Raw genomic sequence first — 18,355 nt, 5'->3', positions numbered from 1 at the left:
GTCCACGGCCCACATTAGCCCTAAAGAATCGCCGTCATCCCATTCCACCCAGTACCAACCCGGGAAGCCGAAGGCCACGCCGTTCCCCCATTGCCGGAGTAAAGCCACAGCTCGCCGGCCGCGTTCCGGGCGAGGATATCCGCCCGCCCGTCGCCGTCGAAGTCACCGGGTCCAACCAGGGAGTTCATGACGTTCCAGCCTTGCCCGATGGTCTGTCGCGGCAGCCAGCTGCCGTATCCATTGGGCGGGTAGAGCCAGAGCGCACCGGCGCCGTCGCGGGCAGCAATATCGGACAGGCCGTCACCGTTGAAATCGCCTACGCCCGTGATCTCGGACATGTCGAACCAGCCGGAGCCCACCCAGGTACGGGGCAGCCAGCCGCCGTTGCCATCGCCGTGATAGACCCACAATGCGCCACCACGGTCGCGGGCCACCACGTCTGGGAACCCATCGCCGCGGAAGTCGATTCCCTCGATGGCGCTCATGCCTTCCCAGCCACTGCCGATTTGAACACGCGGCTGCCATCCACCTGAGCCGTTGCCCGGGTAGAGCCACAGCACGCCGCCGCCATCGCGGGCCATAACATCAGCCTTGCCGTCTCCATTGAAGTCCCCGGGAGCAAACAAAGCGTTCATGACGTTCCAGCCTTGGCCCACCTGCGCACGAGGCAGCCAGCCACCCGAGCCGTTGCCCGGATACAACCACAGAACACCTGAGCCGTCCCGGGCCAGAACATCTGCGTTGCCGTCACCGTTGAAGTCGTTCTTGGCGGGTACCGATACGGACCCATCGATTACGGCTACGGAATCGCTTTCTATGTTGACCACGTAAGCCTTGTTGGTGGCGGCGTTCACCGCAGCGGCAAACGGCTCCTGCCCCGTATACACAGCGGAACTGCTGTTGTCCTGTCCGTCAATGATCGTGGTGCCTCGGCCGGAGGTGGGAACGTAAATCTTGTTGCTGGTCTCGTTGACCGCAATGTCCCTGACGTACGTAGGAGTGGTGATCTGAGCTACTTCAGAAAGGGTGGCGGCGTCGAGGACTTTGACCGCCCCATCAAGGGAAGAGCTGTCAACAGCGACATAGATCCTGTTGGTGGCTTTGTTCACCGCCAACTGTCCAAGCTTGCTGGTGGTGCTGAACTTTCCTGTGACAGAGTCGGTTGCTCCGTCGATGACACTGACGCCCGCCCCGTATCGGCCGAGCGTTGTGTAGTAGATCTTGTTGGTTGCTTTGTTGATCGCGAGGTCCAGGATGCCGCCCGCACCGATGTTGATCGAGGCGGTGACCTGAGCGCTTGAATCAAGGACCTTGATGGCCCCGCCGGACAAGACATATGCCTTGCCTGTTGAAGGGTTCACCTGAATGTTCTGGGCGCCACCCGTTAGCGGAACGGTAGTGGTGGCGTTGGTTGCGCCATCGATGATGGTTACGCCGCCGCTGATGCCGACGTAGATCTTGTTGCTGATTTCATTCACCGCCAGGACGGACGGTTCAGCGGTCATTGGCACACGTACGGCGGGACCATACGTGGCCCCGTCCACCACGGAAACATAGCCGCCTGCTGTGCTGATGTAGATCTTGTTGGTCACCGTGTTCACGGCAACATCGAAGGCCCTGTCACCTGCATCCACGGCAGGCAACCCGGCCGGTCCCCCTATCCGGGTCACACCTTCGATCGACGTCACGAACACCGTGTTCGTCACCGGGTTAACCGCGATCCGTGCCGGCTGCTCACCTGTCGAGAAGATATCCGTCACCGCGTCAGCCATAGCCGGTGACGCCGGCGAACCCAGGGTTCCCAGCAGCAGCGCCAGGCCCAATCCGGCTGCCACCGTGCGCGCCGTCCCCAGGCGCCGTCGTCGTACGCTTACGCCCCCAAGCGCGCGTGAACCATCCCCAGCAGCAAACATGGCAAGACCCCCCAAAAGTCGAGACGCGGCAGCGCGTCATAGAACGGGAGTCTACCGGGCGGCTCCGACAAACAGGACACCCTCCTGTTAACCAACTCTTCCTCCACAGGCCACCAGTTGGAACCCACAAGGCCAACCGCTCCGACCACCGTTGAAGGCGTGAGGATCGCAATCGTCGCCGAATCATTCCTGCCACTGATGAATGGGGTAACCCATTCGATACTGCGGGTGCTGGAGCATCTGCAGGAGCGCGGGGATGAGGTGATGGTGATCGCGCCGTCGACGTCGGACACTGATGTTTCGAGCGTCGTCAAGGGTGCGTATGTGCACAGGCTTCCCTCAGTGCCTCTGGCCGGTTACACGAATGTGCGGGTTGCGTTGGGTGGTGTGAATCGGGTCAAGCGAATCCTTGCCGATTTCGCCCCCGACGTCGTTCATCTCGCCTCCCCATTCGTCCTCGGCTGGCGGGCCGTGCAGGCTGCTGATCAACTCGGGATCCCGACGGTCGCCATCTACCAAACCGAGGTTCCCAGCTACGCTGCCCGCTATGGAGTGCCGTTCCTGGAGAATTGGGCGTGGAATCGCGTGGACAACATCCATCTCCTTGCCACGCGAACCCTTGTGCCGTCCACGTTCGCGCTGAACCAGTTGCGCGGACGTGGCATCCTGCGCGTGGATATGTGGCGCCGTGGCGTGGATACCGCGCGCTTCAACCCGGCGAAACGTTCGACGGCGTGGCGGAGCTCGGTAGCGCCGGACGGTCAACGGATCATCGGCTACGTCGGCCGCCTCGCGGTGGAGAAGCAGGTGGAAGACCTCGCCGTACTGGCGGACCTGCCGGATACGAAGCTCGTAATTGTTGGTGATGGTCCGCAACRGGAAGCGCTCCAAACTGCCCTGCCCAACGCCCACTTCACAGGCTTCCTTGGCGGAAATGCACTAGCGCAAGCCGTGGCGGGCTTCGATCTTTTCGTCCATCCCGGCGAGTTCGAGACCTTCTGCCAGACCATCCAGGAAGCCATGGCCTCGGGCGTTCCTGTGGTCGCGACCGGCCGCGGCGGCCCCCTTGACCTCGTGGAAAACTCCCGCACCGGCTGGCTGTACGAACCGGGGAACCTCACTCAACTGCGCGGCTACGTTCAGGACCTGATGGGCGACGACGCCAAGCGCCGTGCGTTCGCAGCGGCAGCAACCGCGTCGGTCCAGGGACGGACGTGGCCCGTGCTCAGCGCCGACCTGGTGCGGCATTACAACGAAGTCATCGCCGGCATTCCCAGCGAAGCGGGCCCCACTGAACTGACCTCAAGCAAAGGACCCTCCTCATGAAGATCTCCGTGATCGGCTGCGGCTACCTCGGCGCAGTCCACGCTGCAACACTCGCGTCCATGGGCCACACCGTGGTGGGCATCGACGTCGATTCCCACAAGGTTGAGCAGCTCAACAAAGCGCTGGCTCCCTTCCACGAACCCGGTCTGGATGAACTGCTCAGCGACGGCCGTACCACGGGCCGCCTGAAGTTCACCACAGACTTCTCAGCGGCAGCCGACGCCAAAGTCCATTTCCTCTGCGTGGGCACGCCGCAGTCCAAGACCTCTGACACAGCCGATCTTTCCTACCTGATGAGCGCCACGAAGAGCCTCCTCCCCCACCTGGCCAAGAGTGCCGGCGTCGTAGGTAAATCAACGGTGCCGGTAGGCACTGTGGAGACGCTGCGCGCGATCCTGGCCCGACGCTCGGACGTCCTGCTCGGCTGGAACCCCGAGTTCCTGCGCCAAGGCACGGCGGTCAAGGACTCTCTGGTTCCGGATCGCCTAGTTTACGGCGTCCCGGGCGGCAAGGGTGCCGCCGCTGGAGCTCCAGTGACGGCCGTTCTGGACGCCGTGTACGAGCCATTGATCAGCGCGGGGATCCCTCGTTTGGTCTGCAACTTCGCGACGGCGGAGCTGATCAAGTCGGCGTCGAACGCGTTCCTGGCCACCAAGGTCAGCTTCATCAACGCGATGGCCGAGCTATGCGACGCGTCGGGTGCTGACGTCAGCGAGCTCAGCGAGGCGATGGGCCTGGATCCGCGCATCGGCAACCGGTACCTGCATGCGGGGCTCGGATTCGGCGGGGGTTGCCTGCCCAAGGACATCCGCTCGTTCCGCGCACAATCGCGCGAGCTTTCCGTCCCATCCGTGGACCGATGGATGTCGTTGGTGGACACCATCAACCTGGACCAGCGCACCCGTGCCGTGGAGGTGGCAAGGGAAATGTGCCGCGGCTTCCTGTCCGGCAGAACGGTGACCATCCTCGGCGCTGCGTTCAAACCGGACACCGACGACATCCGCGACTCCCCTGCCCTGGACGTCGCACAGCAACTCGCCTCCGCTGGCGCGCACGTAACCGTCACCGATCCCAAAGCCATCAACAACGCCTGGATCCGCTACCCGCAAATCCGTTTCGAGGCCTCCACCAAGCGCGCCCTTGAGGGAGCCGAACTCGTGCTGCTGCTGACCGAATGGGACGAATATGTGTCCCTCTCGCCGTCGTTTGCAGGGTCACTGGTACGACGTCGGATGGTGCTGGACGCTCGGAACGTACTGGACGCTGAGGCTTGGCGAAGTGCGGGGTGGACCGTCCGCGGGTTAGGGACGGGAGCGTCGGTGGTGGCGGAGGAAATGTTCCTATAGCCGACTCGAGTTCGCGGGAACATCACGACCAGCACTGCCGTTATCCACATTGTAAGAAACCTTTTTCCTTACAAGGAGGTAGGGCAATGAGGTGGCGTGGCCGGGTTACCCCCGATGGCCTTGTTGATCTCAATGCGGGTGCTGGGCAGGATACCAAGAACCGCTCGCACCCTTGGAGCAGGTATGTGGCGCTTGGGGATTCCTTTACCGAAGGAATTGGGGATCCCGAACCAGGAAGCGTCGGAGGGCTGCGCGGCTGGGCTGACCGTGTTGCCGAAGAGCTCGCAGCCGATCACCCGGATTTTGCCTATGCGAACCTGGCCGTTCGCGGGTTGCTCATGCAGCAGATCCTCGACCAGCAGATCGGTCAGGCACTGACCCTGAAGCCAGACCTGATCACGTTATCTGCAGGCGGGAACGACATGGTGTTCCATGGCAGCGATCCGGACAAGCTGGCCAGCAAACTTGAGACCGGCGTGAGCGTCTTGGCTGAGACGGGCGCGACGATTGTCTTGTTTACGGGACCCGACTGGGGATCCACCCCTGTGCTGGGACGTAACCGTGGCAAAGTGGCCATCTTTAACGAGGACGTTCGCGCTATTGCTGCCCGCCACGGCACACTCATCACAGATCTGTGGGCTATGAGGCAGCTCAAGGACCCGAGGATGTGGGACCCTGATCGGCTCCATCTCTCCCCCCTGGGTCATCACACAGTGGCCATCGCTGTGCTGGACACACTCAACGTCCCGCACACCCTCCGGCCGCTGGAACCCAAAGAGCTGCCCGAAAGCAGCTGGCGTCAGGCCAGAGCCGGTGACCTCGCATGGGCAAAGGCATACTTTCTCCCTTGGGTGTTCAAGCAGCTTCGGCCCCACGGTCCCGGAGAGGAACGCCGGGCGAAGCGGCCGTCGGCAGGCCCCGTCTTCGAAGCCGAGAATGCTTCGGGAGCGTCGGCGGCATTGGTGGAGGGATAGCCTTTCGCGGCCCTCCACAGGGCCATGCCGGGGCTCTCCATGAAGGCCAAAAGTCGTCTTAACAACGATGCGCGTTCGGCGTATTTTATTGGTGTAGATCCGATTAAGGCCCCGCGCGGGGTCGGTCCGCGGGGCCTGGTAACAAACAGGAGGCACCACGATGAGCAATCTACTTCGTTGGTCGGCCAGCGATATCGCCGATCCTGTCCGTCGGTTCCTTGAAGGAGACACCGGCTCCTGGCTCCGCGTTGAGGAATATCGGGACGGCGGATCAATGGTGGTCAAAGCCGAAGTTCCAGGCATCAATCCTGAAAAGGACGTCGATATCACCCTGTCCGGTGACGAGCTGCAGATCCTTGTGCGCCACGAAGAGAAATCCGAACACAAGGATAAGAGGGGGTACCGCTCAGAATTCCGGTACGGCACCTTTTCCCGAACAGTAAAGCTCCCGACGGCGGTCTCCGAACAAGACATCAATGCCTCGTATACGGATGGCGTTCTTGAGGTGCGGATTCCGGTGCCGGAACAATCAGAGAAACAGTCGCGGAAGATACCGGTCAGCCGTGGCGCATCTTCGTCGACCAGCACTGGGACCAGCTCGGGTCCCACCGAAACCCGTTAGACCCTGGCCCGGTGCCTACATCGGGCTCGACCCCCTATTGGTAATTCAATCTTCGGGAGCTCACGGTGGACACCGGAGTGATGACGGCTTATATCGTCGGTTATCTCATTACTGCAATCACGGTGTTCGTGTTTTGCCTGCCAGCCATAGTTCTATTTGTCATTCTGTTGCTGGTGGCAGCGGTACTTCGGGTGTTGGTGTTGCCGCTGGAACTGCTGATCCGGAAGCTGCGCCGGCACCCGGAGGAACCCCAAACTGACCAATCGTGGTTGTTGGGCTCAGGTTAGGAGCCGTAAAGATCCATCAGCCAGCCGCCGTCGTCTGCGGAACTCCACATAAGCCGTGACCAGAAGCAGGAGTACCACGGCACTCACCAGGATGACAACCGCCGAAACCACAGCGTTGATCGGTATGAGCAAGGACGCGACCACCACTGCGGGCACCGCCCACGGCACTACCATTCGAAGCGGTTGGCCGTAACGAAGCGCCACCACCGCGTTGCACGCATAGAACAGGGCGATTCCGCCACCAAGCGAAACCCCGGAACCGAGCGGCAGATGCTCGAACGGTGCTGGAATGGCAGTTGCGATCGCAGCGGCGATCGCTGTCACGCCCACAACCAGGAGAAACGGCAAAAACAGCGTGGTCTGAAGTATCCCGGAGAAGTCGGACTGCGACTGCAGACGTTCGAGCCCCGCAGTGATGGCCCCGGTTCCATACTGGAAGAACGCCCAGCCCAGGAGTGCCACGATGAGAAATCCCAGCGCACCGGCGATGCCGGCGCCCGGACTCCAATCATTCGACACTTCACTGACGATTGTGAGAACGGATTCGCCGAGGACAATGATGACAAAGAGACCTAGCCGTTCGGAAGCATGCTCGATGTTGATGCCACCAACGCCGCGCTCAGGCCAGAGGCGTCCACCGACCGCCACCATGCCAACCTCGATGGCGATCGATGCCGCCCACAGGATCAACGCGACGTAGAGCGGCAGGAATGCGGCGACGAGCCAAAGAAGGGCCGTCCCGCCGTTATATGTCCAGATGCGCCGCGGCGTACCGCCGGATCGTTGCCGGTGCAGATGCAGCCACAAGACCAGGAGGACGACCCGCATGGCAGCGTTGGCAAGCGAGAAGGCCCACGCCCGTTCGCCAAACACGCCCGGCGCGGCGGCGGCCATCACGCTCGCAGCTGCCATCGCCGCCAGCATCGCAATGCCCAGCCGCCGGGAGGACAGGGCCGGCAAGAGGTTGACGACCGAAACCATGTTCACCCAAGCCCACCACGCCGGGAAGAAGAGCAGGACGAAAGTTCCGAATTCGACCCAACCGGGGTCACCGTGGATTCCATGGGCAAGCTGCCCCACGAAAGCCACAAAGACGAGGTCGAAGAACAGTTCCATCCAGTGCACCCTGCGGGGATCGCGGGCTGCATCCTTAGTCCACGCGCCGGAGCCCGACGATTTAGCCATCATTTACCAATGCTAGGCACGCGACGCCCGGATAGGCAGCCATGGACTCCTGTGAACATCACTGGCGACCCCGCAGCCGACGAACTGCTCAGCGATGACGCCTCGCGCGGCAACCGGCATGCTTCTTGACCGGCAGGTGCGCTAAGTCATAGAAGACTTCTCCTGTTGGGGCCAGTGTGACCGGTGTTACTGTCGCTCCACGCGCCTTTCGCATGGGCGCACTCTAAGGGGGCACCACATTGGACACACAACTTTCGCGCGCCGTAAAACACTCGCTTTTCGGCGGCAAACTGTCACGTTCTTTTCGCGATAGGGCACTCGGAATCACGGCCATCGGATCACTGATGATTTTGCTGGCTGGTTGCGGTTCGGGGTCCATGGCAGCTGCTGGTTCGGTAAGCAGCAGCTCGGGATCAGCGTCGGCCTCTCCGTCGCCAACGCCCACACCTACGCCGAGCAAGATAGCCGGAACGGCCTGTACGACGGAGAAGAACACCCAATCCGTCTCGGGTGAAATTTACATCTGCGCGGTCGATCAATCGGGAAAACTCGCCTGGCTGGACTCAGCAACAGCAGGAAAGCTTTCTGATCAACGCGCTGCAGACGCTGCGGCAAAGGCCGCGGCAGACAAGGCGGCAGCGGACGCAGCCGCGAAAGCTGCAGCGGACAAGGCAGCGGCTGACAAGGCTGCCGCGGACAAACTCGCTGCCGACCAAGCGGCAGCAGCAAAAGCAGCGGCAGATCAAGCTGCGGCGGATCAGGCTGCTGCCGCCGCTGCCAAGCCTGCCCCAGCTCCACGCGTTCAAAGTGGGTGCGACCCGAACTATGCCGGTGCCTGCGTACCCATTGCGTCCGACGTCGACTGTGCCGGCGGCAAAGGCAACGGCCCTGCTTATGTGAGAGGCCCAGTGACCGTGGTTGGTTCTGACATTTATGGCCTGGACAACGACCACGACGGCATCGGCTGTGAGTAGTTGCCTCTGATTTTGCCACTGTACAAGATGGTCTGCGCACAGATAGTCTGTGCGCAGACCATCTACTTCAGGAGGCAATCATGTGGGACTACGAGCACAGCATTGAGCCCACCGCGGCACCCGAGGCGCTCTGGCGACTCTGGTCCGACGTCGAGAACTGGGGTTCCTGGAACGCCGAAATTGAACGCATTGAAATCGATGGCCCCTTCGCGGAGGGTTCGCAGATCCTCATGACGCCGCCCGGGGATGAACCCATCCAGTTGCGAATCGCGGAGGTAGTGGACGGCGAGCTGTTCGTCGACGAAGCACGCTTCGACGAGCTGCTGATCCGAACCGCCCACCGCTTGGACAGGCTCGACGGCGGTCGCGTCCGGGTGCTCTACAGGATGGAGATCACCGGTGCTGGCGCAGACCAAGTTGGCCCCGAGATCGGGCCTGCCATTACTGCCGATTGGCCGGACACCATGGCTTCGCTCGTCGAACTCGCGCAGCACTGATGCCGCTCAGCCCGGGCGAGAGCCCCGGATTCCTGCTGTGGCATACCACCCTTCGCTGGCAGCGCGAGATTGCTGCGGCCCTGGCTCCGATCGGCCTCACCCACGTGCAGTTCGTGCTTCTTGCCTGCACCTGGTGGCTCAACAAAGAGGGCTATCACCCCAATCAGCTCGCCGTTGCCCGCCAGGCCGGTACCGACGTGAAGATGGCCTCGCAGGTCCTTCGAACCCTGGAGCTGAAAGGTCTGATCGAGCGCGAAGTCGACCCCTCGGACACGAGGGCTAAACGGCTACGTGTTACAGAAGCAGGCGCTGAGCTGGCTCCACGCGCAATCGCTGCAGTGGAGCTCGCCGACGCCCAGTTCTTCGAGCCCGCGCCCGCCGGGGAGCTTGTACCGCTGCTGAAAAGGCTGGCGCATCCGAGCGATTGAGCGCTTGTGTCTGGCTATCCGTCACCCAGGCGGCGCTGTACGTCGAGGAGGAACTTGGTGCCGACGTCGGAAAGCTTTGCGTTAGGTCGCCGCCACATTCGGGGACCCCACAGGGATAGAAATTCCAACGGCCGTTTCACGTCGTAAAAGAGCTCGTGAGCCAGCTCGAGGGGAATCAGGCCATTGCCCTCGGATACACGGAACCCGAGCATGGAAAGTTCCGATCGAACTGCTTCATCGATGGTGGCATAGCCCGGCGTTGCTCCGGACAATTCCCACAGGACCAGGAGCTGAGTGACCACCTTATCAACCGGGGAGTCCGGGGATGCGAAGTGGTTGGCCAGGAACTCCCACAGGGCGGCGGGGTCTTGAACAACGCGCCGACCCAGCGGTGTGAGCAGCAACTTGTTCTTCGACTTACGCAGCAGTTTCCAATCCTGCAATTGCTCCCGGAGGTTCCTCACCTCGGGGATGTTCACCTCGTTGCGGCCCGGTCCGAACCAGTCGCCGTCCCAATTGAGCTCGGTCATCATTCGCTTAACAATTGCCGGCTTGAGCCATCCCGCTGAGGTTAGATCCAGCCCATCGGGATTGGCTTCCCTCAGGAGCCAACTAATGGGAGCCAGCACCACTTCCATGTCTTCCTGCGTGGGCGCCTCTGGCCACAACCTCTGAGCCAGCCGCTGGAGCTCAGCATTGACAGCCTCCATGTCGAAGGCCGTCGGGTCGAAGCGATCAGCCCGTTCGCTGGTCACCCACTCCAGCCATCCCACCATGTCTGCATGCTCTGGGTTACTTGGGTCTCCGACCGCCCGCACAATATTGGCGTATCCATACACTCCCCCGGAATCCTCGAGGGGACCACGCATTGCGCCGCCTGTGCACGTAATAGTCGATTCCTGAACCAATGCTGGCCCCACGACTTCAATTTCGTGAGTCCAGTTGTCACCAAAGTCGTAGTCGTATTCAAGGGACGACTTTCCAGGCTGGGTTGAATCGAACAACTCGCGCAGTTCTACGCCGCTGGCCTCCTCCGCACCTTCGGGTGGGTCGTCATCTTCGGCGACTCTGGTGATGATCCGTTTCTTGCCGGCCTGGTCGTGGCCGGCCAAGGCATAAAGATGTGCGTTCTTCCAATCGAATGCGCATTGAATCACACTGTGCAGCTCGGCAACCGTGGCGTTCTCCGGGAGAACGAGCTGCCGCCAAATCAGCGGGTCCGTTCCACTGATGGAAATGCGCAGCTCGACGGCGGGGACTTGGGTGGGTGACTCCATGCGCCTAATTGTGTCAGTGCTCTCCGGGCAGGGCGCAATCGCGTCCCACCACCTAGCCCGTCCCGGCAAACACTCATTTTTGGATGGATGCACCATGGAAACCCCGAATTTGCTCGTTTATCAGTACCTAGAGCGAACGAACAAGCACCTAGACCACTATTCCCGGCCATAGTCTCCTGTTGTGCCTTCGGGACGGGAAACCCGGTGTCCGGCGGGTACCCCACTCGTCCCAGGCGAAGAAGGCACAACGGCACGGCTCCACCTATTAACCCCCAGGTGGAGTCGTGCCCAGCCTGGTTGCCGGAGTATGGCTTATCGAACGCGGGAGTGACTCCGGCGCAAACGGATCACCCGGAATACGATGCCCACCACAAACATGAGTACACCCAGGCCCACAGACAGTGGCGGCAGCGTAGCAACCAGCGCCACGCAGGCAGCAGCTCCAGCCACTTGAAGTGCTTTCGGATAGCGGCGGTCTTCGACGGGCTGGGTGAAGGCCGCAATGTTCGCAATCAGGTAATAAAGCAGCACACCGAACGACGAGAAACCGATGGCGCCCCTGAGGTCAGCCACGGAAATGATCAGGCAAATCACCACGGCTAGCGTTGTTTCCGCCCGGTGGGGAACCTTATACCGCTGATGAACTGCCGCGAGCCAGTGCGGGAGGTCGTGCTCGCGGGCCATCGCCAGGCTCGTCCGGCCCAGCCCTGCGATCAGCGCCAGGAGAGCACCCAAAGACGCAACTGCGGCTCCGATCCGAACAACGGGAGCAGCCCAAGACATCGCACCAGAAGTGACGGCATCGGCGAGTGGTGTCGGCGTTCCGGAAACACCGTCGGGTCCCAAGGCAGACAACAGCGTGACTGCGATTATGGCGTAGAAGACAATGGTGATTCCCAGGGCGATGCCGATGGCACGAGGTATGGTGCGGCGAGGCTCCCGAACTTCCTCCCCCATCGTGGCGATCCTCGCGTAGCCAGCGAAGGCAAAGAACAACAGCCCGGCCGACTGCAAGATGCCGTACCAGCCGTGCGCCAGCAGCCCATCCCCCACAAAGTTGCTGAAGTCAGGTCCGGAACCACCCCAAACAGCCGCCACGGCTATCGCCAGAGAGGTGAGGACGGCGATCACCAAAATCCGGGTAAGTCCCGCTGTGCGAGTCACTCCGTGATAGTTCACAGCCGTCAAAATCACGACGGCGGCAATCGCCACCGGACGCTCCCAACCTGCCGGTGCTGCATAGGCTGCGAAGGTCATGGCCATGGCTGCGGCGCTTGCAGTTTTGCCGATCACGAATCCCCACCCGGCAAGGAACCCTGGCCACGGCCCAAGCCGTTCACGTCCGTAGACGTATGTTCCGCCGGAGGTGGGGTATCTGGCAGCGAGTTGCGCGGAGGAAGTCGCATTGCAGAAGGCCACGAAGGCCGCAACAACCAGGCCTATGAGGAGCCCGGATCCTGCTGCCGCTGCGGCTGGTGTGAAGGCCGCGAAGACCCCGGCACCGATCATGGAGCCTAAGCCAATGAGCGAAGCATCAAAGGTGCCGAGGCGGCGGGCCAAGGCCGGGGAATTGCTCACGAAAACCCTTCACGCATCAAGGTCTGAGCTCTACCGGTGTCACCGGAGACTCGTACTGGAAGATACGTTCAGCCTAACTTGCGTCAGCGTGCTGCCATTGAATTCCCCACGAGGATGAAGAGGCCATTGCGCGAGGTTGCGCCCGTTTTCCGGAGGGCGTTGGAGATGTGGTTTTCCACTGTTCTCGCACTGATTCCCAGATGTTCTGCAATCTCAACGTTCGAGCGATGCCCTGCTAACGCGGCAACCTCGATTTCGCGTTCGGTCAGGGGTGTCGTCCTGAAAGTGTTGAAGGAGAGTTGCTCGTTGGTTGACGGAAACCTTGCTGCGAACAAAGAGGAAGCTTCGGCCATAGCCTCCGCCGCTGCTGTGTTCCCCTCCAGAACGTGACGTTTGAGAGCGCCTCGGAGCAGCATGCCGATCTGATAGTTGTCGGCATCCAATTCGTAGTGCTTCAGGAGGAGGCCAAGCAACTTGTGATCGCCCTCCACAACGGCGGTGGCAACGGCCATCATCTGGTCATGAGCCGTCACTCCGCTATCCCGGAGGATCCTGCGCAGGAGATCCAGGACTGGCCCTCCTGGAGAGAGGCATGTGCAGAGCAGTGCCGTCATTGCTGCTTCCAGAATGTAGCCGCTCTTCATCTGACGTTTGATGAGCTTCACGGCCCGCCGATCAAAAACCGACGGCTGAGTAGTCTCTGCGGCAATGAGCTCATGCACTCCCTTGCCGATACCGGGCAATGGGCCAACATCGGGCACTTCAGTCCTTGCCTGCGACGCGATGGACAACGCCGGTGAGATGGCCGTCGTCGCATGCCGTAGACCGGCGAGCCGCAGCATGGCGTCATAGAGGACATCCACCACGAAGCCGGGACGACCCATGGCAAAGACGCTGCTCATGAGGTATTCGGCTTCTTCAAAGTAGCCCCTGTACAGCAGACCGTGCGCTGCCACATAGCTGCTTGCGACAACGCCGAATTGATCGAGATTCCGGCGGGCTTCGGCACGCCAATCCAGCGCGAAGACCAGGGAATCCTCGATCCTGCCTGCTGCAAAGAGCGCGAAGCCGTGAAGGAACGGACGTAGGTGCGGGAAGGCGTCGTCGTCCTCAGCCTTCTCTGTCACACTGAGGACCGCAGCCGGCCGAAAGCGATACAGCTCGAGCAAGCTTTGGACGAGTCCTTCAAACCCCAGCGACGTGGGCTGCGGGGTTTCGGCAGAAGGCTCGGGCAGGGGTGTGACCCGACCATGGGAGGCGTTGATGAAGAGGGTGGTGGCCTCGGCGCTAGACGCCTGATCCGGGTTCTGCTCAGCGAATCCTTTCAGAATGCCAACAGCCGTGCCCACGCCTTGCCCTGAGTAGATTGCAAGGAATGCCTTGGTGATCGAGAGAAAGAGAATGTCATTGGGGTCGCCGTTGATTGTGGACGTCTCCCGACAGACGCGGGTTGCCCGCATAACGTTCACCGGCGCTCCCCAGTAAACCCTGAGCAGTGCTGCAGCATTGGTCGCTGACTTGTTCGCTTGCCATCGTTCATAGCGCGTGCGTTCGCGGGCGGCACTGTGATCGTGAAAATGCCGGGCCGTTACGGCATCATCGTTTCCCTTCTCGAGCCGCAAGGATCCCAGCACCCGGGACAGGCAGTCGGCAGTTGTTGAATTGCCCTGCGCCGTTTGAGGCACGCCCTCAAGGGCACCAGCGATCTTGTTCCGTAACAGGTGCCGGTCCCTGAGCGTCTTTTGGCCCCTGAAATAGTCTGCGATGACGGGCGGGCTTATCGCCGCGATCGGTCCGTTGTGGTGATCGTCCATGACTGACAGGAATCCCCGCCGTTCAAGGCCTTCCAACACGTCGGGCTGTACCACCTTTTGCAGAACGTCCACACGGGCGGTGCCAAGGATTGCCATGGTGTGCAGGGCAGTGACTTCTTCCGGAGCAAGGTCCGCCAGCAGCGCTTCGAGGGTGCCTCTCAGATGGTCGTTCCAGAGGGTGTCACCGGTCATCTGCCACTGGCGGCCGCGCATAACCAGAAGATCGCTTAAGGCCGCAGTCTCCGTAATCCGGACAATGAGCCGAGGGTTTCCTCCGGACTTTGTCAGAATTCTTGCTGTTGTGTCTGCATCAGCGGCAGCTCCCAGCACCTGCGTCACCAAGGTGTGTACCTGCTCAAAGTGGAGGGGGTCCAGTTGCAGCAAAGCTTCGCGGCCACTGTTCATGACGGCCAGTTGACCTCTTGAGATCGAGCCGCTGTCCGGAGCCGTGACGACCAACGGACAGTCGGACCTGCGGCGAACGGATTCCAGCACCGCCAGCGATTCGTTGTCCAGCAGATGGATGTCGTCCACTATCAGGACGTGCTTTCCAGGCTTGGATAACTGGCTTGAGAGCGCGTCTGCCATATCCGTAACGCCGCTGCGGCCGGGCCGAAGCTCCAAGCCCAGGCTCTTGATGGCTGAGTAGGGAATTGAGCGATGTGTTCTAAGGCCGCTGATGACGTGGATAGCGATGCCGGTTTTTTCCAGGTTGGCCACCACGTTTTGCAACACCGTGGTCCTGCCGCTTCCGGAGGCTCCAATAATCCGCACGCTTATGCCGCGGCCGACGAAATCGAGGATGCGCTGAACCTCAGAATCGAACACTCGATCCAACCTTCTGTTTCTGTGGATGACCGACATGCGGCTCACTTCGCAGGTTAGATTTCGGRAACGGGACTAGGTGGCAAAACGGCCTTGCACAGACCGCTTAACGCCCGTCTAGGTGGCAATTCCGGCAAAAATGAGTGCTCGCGGGACTCGCCTAGGTGGTGAGCCTGCTTCGAATGAGCTGGCGGGAAGGAGTCGTCTGCAGTCTGTTCGTCCATGGGAGGCCCTCGGTTTCGTAGTTGATACCGACCACGCTACGGACGTTCGAAGGCGAGTTACAGGGGTGTAATTCGCTATGTGGATATGTGTTCTAAGACCTCTTTACTGACTCGAACATATATTCGAGAAGCGAGGTTGCCCTCGGCATCCGAGACTACTGAGGTTGCCATCCGACGGCGCGTCAGCATGATGAATAGTCTGATTCGCTGAAGGAGAAGTGCCTCGTGCGCTTCGCTGGGGAAGGGCTTAGCCCTGAATGGAGGCCTCTTTATGAGTTCGAGGTCAAACCACTAGGCCCAACACTGATGGCGGGCCGCTTGCTCAAAAACAAGTGATCCCCGGCGCTAAGCACCAGGGATCACCGATATATTACGCGCCGGTCCAAGCCCGACGCTCGCATTCACAAGGTAGCACCTAAGGAGGAAAGCCTCACAGTCCAGAGTAGGTTTCTGACGTCTACGGGTAGATCGACAAGAATCCCGCCTTTGACAAACAAAAAAAGCAGGGCCGGTTCACATTGTGAACCGGCCCTGCTTTTTGTTTATCCGAAGACTAGATAGCCTGGATGTTTACTGCCTGGGGACCCTTGGGGCCCTGCTCGACGTCGAAGGAAACCTTCTGGTTCTCTTCGAGGGAGCGGTAGCCCGAGGAGTTGATCGCAGAGTAGTGAGCGAAAACGTCCTGGCTGCCATCTTCAGGAGAGATGAAGCCGAAGCCCTTTTCGGAGTTGAACCATTTCACGGTACCTGTAGCCATTTTTTCAGTCCTTACTGAAGGTGGAGATTCTCCCGACTTTCGGGTCTCCGGTGTGGGGTGTTCTCCACCGTTACTTCAGAAGGTCGCGATCCAGATGGATCACGGGGACTGCCTGAACTACCAAATGCCAAACACAACAACACCGTCAAGTTTACATAGATCTGAGCAGATAGCCAGTGCGACGTCAGATTAATCAATCCGATGGCCGGACTGACCAAGAAAATTGTCGTGGTCTTGGCTTAGCCTGTGAGTCAAGAGCCGGGCCAGCAGCCAGTACAAACCCGAAGACTTAAGGGAGCACGTGGACTTCTACGCCATAAATTCTCTGCGTGAAAACCACGCGGGCTGGGCCCTCCTCCGCGCCCAGAACGCCCCGCTGGCCCTGCACTTCTTCATGGCCGCTTTCACAGACCCTAACCAGCGCAACGTTGGCCGCCAGCAACTGATCGATACTTTGGACGACGTCTTGTTCGGCGTCCGGGAATCGTTCGGTGAGGACAAATTCCCGCGTAGCGCAGCAGAGTACCTTGACGACTGGGCAGCTCCGGAGCGGGCATGGCTACGGAAATACTACGTTCAAGGGGAAGACGAGCCACACTACGACCTCACGCCCGCAGCCGAGGACGTAGTCAGATGGGTGGAGAGCCTCAGAGGCCGCGAATTCGTGGCCACGCAATCCAGGCTCACCAGCATCTTCGCGGTCCTGAAAACCTTGGTCCAACAATCGGAGACCGACCCGGAAGTGCGGCTTGCCGAACTGCAGCAGCAGAGGGACCAGATAGACAAGGAGATGCAGCGGATCCGGGCGGGCGACGTCAAGGTGATGAGCGGGCCGGAGGCCCTGGACCACTTCCAGCAGCTCACTGCGTTGGCCAAGGACTTGCTCTCCGATTTCAGGGAGGTCGAGCAGAACTTCCGGAAACTGGACCGCCAGGTTCGTGAACAGATCGCTACGTGGGACGGCAGCCAGGGCGAACTGCTGGACACGATCTTCGCCAACCAGCAGGACATCGGCAGCTCCCTGCAAGGCCGCACGTTCCAAGGCTTCTGGGACTACCTCATGTCACCCCAACTCCGGAACGAGCTGAACGATCTCCTCCAGCGAGCCACCCAGATCGAGGCGTTGGCACAGGCAGACAACCTCCACACCATCACCAACCTCCACCAGGATTGGTTGCCGGCGGTTGAACAGACACAGAGCACGGTGAGGCAGCTCTCCCAGCAGATGCGCAGGCTCTTGGACGACAAAGTCTTCCTGGAGAACAAGCGAATTATGCAACTAATCCGAAGCGTTGAGGCGAGCGCGCTAGATACACGGGACCGCCCGCCGTCGAACGTTTTTATGGAGATCGACGCACCGTCCGTGGACGTCGCGTTGCCGTTCGAGCGGCCGCTCTACGAGCCTGGCAGCCGCGTGATGGTGATGGACGAGGTGGTCACCGCGGATGATCAGGACCTGGATGCGAGCGCGCTGTTCAGCCAGTTCCACGTGGACAGGGAGCGTCTGAAGTCGAACATCGACGATGTTCTTGAACACGCGGACCAGGCAACGCTCGCGGACATCACCGAAGCACACCCTTTGACCCAGGGGCTCGCTGAGCTGGTGCTGTATTACCAGCTGGCGGTCGAATCGGACTGGGCCACTATCGATGCGGAAACAACCCAGAACCTCCAGTGGCAGCTCCCGGATGGCACGCTAAAAGAGGCAACCATAGACCAGATCATCTTCGTGAGGCCGGCATGACAACCGAAACAGCAAGCACCCCCGAGGAACTGCCCGCCGTCGTGACCAGGCTCTTCAAAGGCGTGGTCTATGCGGAGGCTGATCAGAAAATCTGGCAGTCGCTGATCACGCTTACGTCCCAGGTCAGGGACTACGTTGCCGTGCTGGGCCTCAACCTGATCCTGGACGAGTCGGAGGGCTACGCCTTTCTGAAGTCGCGCGAGGATCCTGAAGGCACGCTCCCCCGGCTCATCCCCCGAAGGCAACTCACGTTCGATGTCAGTCTGCTGCTCGCCCTCCTCCGGAAGCGGATGCTGGAGTTTGATACCAACAGCAGCGAGCTCCGGCTGATCATGTCCGAGGCCGAAATCAAGGACATGGTCTCAGTTTTCCTCCCCGAGTCCAGCAATGAGGCCCGGATCCTGGACCGGTTGGGGACCAACATCAAGAAGGTCGTGGAGCTCGGTTTCCTGCGGAGACTGAAGGGCGAAACGGAAACGTATGAGGTGATGCGCATTTTGAAGGCTTACGTTGACGCGCAGTGGCTGGAAGAGTTCGACGCGCGGTTGGCTGACTACCGTGACTCTCTCACCGGAAGCAAGTGA

The 18,355-nt window shown here is 60.7% G+C and carries 16 protein-coding genes; 10 read left to right on the top strand and 6 right to left on the bottom strand.

The features are described 5' to 3' along the window. Nucleotides 1–20 precede the first annotated feature (20 nt). Nucleotides 21–1,835, bottom strand: a complete 1,815-nt coding sequence (locus tag AB4Y87_RS00650) for an FG-GAP-like repeat-containing protein (protein ID WP_442002567.1) — start codon at nucleotides 1,833–1,835, stop codon at nucleotides 21–23. A gap of 237 nt (nucleotides 1,836–2,072) precedes the next feature. Between AB4Y87_RS00650 and AB4Y87_RS00645 the strand changes: the two genes are divergently transcribed. From AB4Y87_RS00645 to AB4Y87_RS00625, 5 genes are all read left to right on the top strand, one after another. Continuing rightward, nucleotides 2,073–3,239 (top strand): glycosyltransferase family 4 protein, encoded by a 1,167-nt coding sequence (locus tag AB4Y87_RS00645; protein ID WP_442002566.1) that lies wholly within the window; start codon nucleotides 2,073–2,075, stop codon nucleotides 3,237–3,239. Further along, on the top strand, nucleotides 3,236–4,585 hold the full coding sequence (locus AB4Y87_RS00640) for a UDP-glucose dehydrogenase family protein (protein WP_442002565.1): 1,350 nt from the start codon (nucleotides 3,236–3,238) through the stop codon (nucleotides 4,583–4,585). Before AB4Y87_RS00645 ends, AB4Y87_RS00640 begins: the two co-directional genes overlap by 4 nt. An 86-nt stretch (nucleotides 4,586–4,671) precedes the next feature. Continuing rightward, entirely contained in the window at nucleotides 4,672–5,559 is an 888-nt protein-coding gene (locus AB4Y87_RS00635) for an SGNH/GDSL hydrolase family protein (RefSeq protein WP_442002564.1), read from the top strand. A 160-nt stretch (nucleotides 5,560–5,719) separates the two neighbouring features. Next, nucleotides 5,720–6,181 (top strand): Hsp20/alpha crystallin family protein, encoded by a 462-nt coding sequence (locus tag AB4Y87_RS00630; protein WP_442002563.1) that lies wholly within the window; start codon nucleotides 5,720–5,722, stop codon nucleotides 6,179–6,181. A 65-nt stretch (nucleotides 6,182–6,246) separates the two neighbouring features. After that, complete coding sequence (locus tag AB4Y87_RS00625; protein WP_442002562.1) at nucleotides 6,247–6,468, top strand: hypothetical protein; 222 nt, start codon at nucleotides 6,247–6,249, stop codon at nucleotides 6,466–6,468. On the opposite strand, the gene AB4Y87_RS00620 is transcribed toward AB4Y87_RS00625, so the two are convergent. After that, nucleotides 6,460–7,656, bottom strand: a complete 1,197-nt coding sequence (locus AB4Y87_RS00620) for a low temperature requirement protein A (protein ID WP_442002561.1) — start codon at nucleotides 7,654–7,656, stop codon at nucleotides 6,460–6,462. The genes AB4Y87_RS00625 and AB4Y87_RS00620 overlap by 9 nt on opposite strands. Before the next feature lie 341 nt (nucleotides 7,657–7,997). On the opposite strand from AB4Y87_RS00620, the gene AB4Y87_RS00615 reads away from it, so the two are divergent. The 3 genes from AB4Y87_RS00615 (at nucleotide 7,998) to AB4Y87_RS00605 (ending at nucleotide 9,552) form a co-directional block, all read left to right on the top strand. Further along, complete coding sequence (locus AB4Y87_RS00615) at nucleotides 7,998–8,627, top strand: hypothetical protein (RefSeq protein ID WP_442002560.1); 630 nt, start codon at nucleotides 7,998–8,000, stop codon at nucleotides 8,625–8,627. Between the two features lie 80 nt (nucleotides 8,628–8,707). After that, on the top strand, nucleotides 8,708–9,124 hold the full coding sequence (locus tag AB4Y87_RS00610; protein WP_442002559.1) for a polyketide cyclase: 417 nt from the start codon (nucleotides 8,708–8,710) through the stop codon (nucleotides 9,122–9,124). Further along, a complete protein-coding gene (locus AB4Y87_RS00605; RefSeq protein WP_442002558.1) occupies nucleotides 9,124–9,552 on the top strand; it encodes a MarR family winged helix-turn-helix transcriptional regulator in 429 nt (142 codons plus the stop codon). The genes AB4Y87_RS00610 and AB4Y87_RS00605 overlap by 1 nt, the downstream gene beginning before the upstream one ends. A 14-nt stretch (nucleotides 9,553–9,566) precedes the next feature. Here the strand turns inward: AB4Y87_RS00605 and AB4Y87_RS00600 are convergent, their stop codons facing one another. The 4 genes from AB4Y87_RS00600 to cspE all read right to left on the bottom strand — a co-directional run bounded on the left by AB4Y87_RS00600 (nucleotide 9,567) and on the right by cspE (nucleotide 16,027). Next, on the bottom strand, nucleotides 9,567–10,829 hold the full coding sequence (locus tag AB4Y87_RS00600) for a plasmid pRiA4b ORF-3 family protein (RefSeq protein ID WP_442002557.1): 1,263 nt from the start codon (nucleotides 10,827–10,829) through the stop codon (nucleotides 9,567–9,569). Nucleotides 10,830–11,141: 312 nt separating this feature from the next. Next, on the bottom strand, nucleotides 11,142–12,407 hold the full coding sequence (locus AB4Y87_RS00595; protein WP_442002556.1) for an APC family permease: 1,266 nt from the start codon (nucleotides 12,405–12,407) through the stop codon (nucleotides 11,142–11,144). A gap of 83 nt (nucleotides 12,408–12,490) precedes the next feature. Then, a complete protein-coding gene (locus tag AB4Y87_RS00590) occupies nucleotides 12,491–15,049 on the bottom strand; it encodes a LuxR C-terminal-related transcriptional regulator (RefSeq protein WP_442002555.1) in 2,559 nt (852 codons plus the stop codon). Nucleotides 15,050–15,823: 774 nt separating this feature from the next. Further along, nucleotides 15,824–16,027, bottom strand: a complete 204-nt coding sequence (gene cspE / locus AB4Y87_RS00585; protein WP_011773907.1) for a transcription antiterminator/RNA stability regulator CspE — start codon at nucleotides 16,025–16,027, stop codon at nucleotides 15,824–15,826. Between the two features lie 301 nt (nucleotides 16,028–16,328). Between cspE and AB4Y87_RS00580 the strand changes: the two genes are divergently transcribed. Both AB4Y87_RS00580 and AB4Y87_RS00575 read left to right on the top strand, forming a co-directional pair. Continuing rightward, entirely contained in the window at nucleotides 16,329–17,771 is a 1,443-nt protein-coding gene (locus AB4Y87_RS00580; RefSeq protein ID WP_442002554.1) for a DUF3375 domain-containing protein, read from the top strand. Beyond that, entirely contained in the window at nucleotides 17,768–18,355 is a 588-nt protein-coding gene (locus AB4Y87_RS00575; protein WP_442002553.1) for a DUF4194 domain-containing protein, read from the top strand. Before AB4Y87_RS00580 ends, AB4Y87_RS00575 begins: the two co-directional genes overlap by 4 nt.

The sequence above is a fragment of the Paenarthrobacter sp. RAF54_2 genome (assembly GCF_052113945.1).
Lineage (GTDB): Bacteria > Actinomycetota > Actinomycetes > Actinomycetales > Micrococcaceae > Arthrobacter.
Note: the sequence above shows the minus strand (reverse complement) of the source record. Positions and strands in the feature narration are given on the sequence as shown.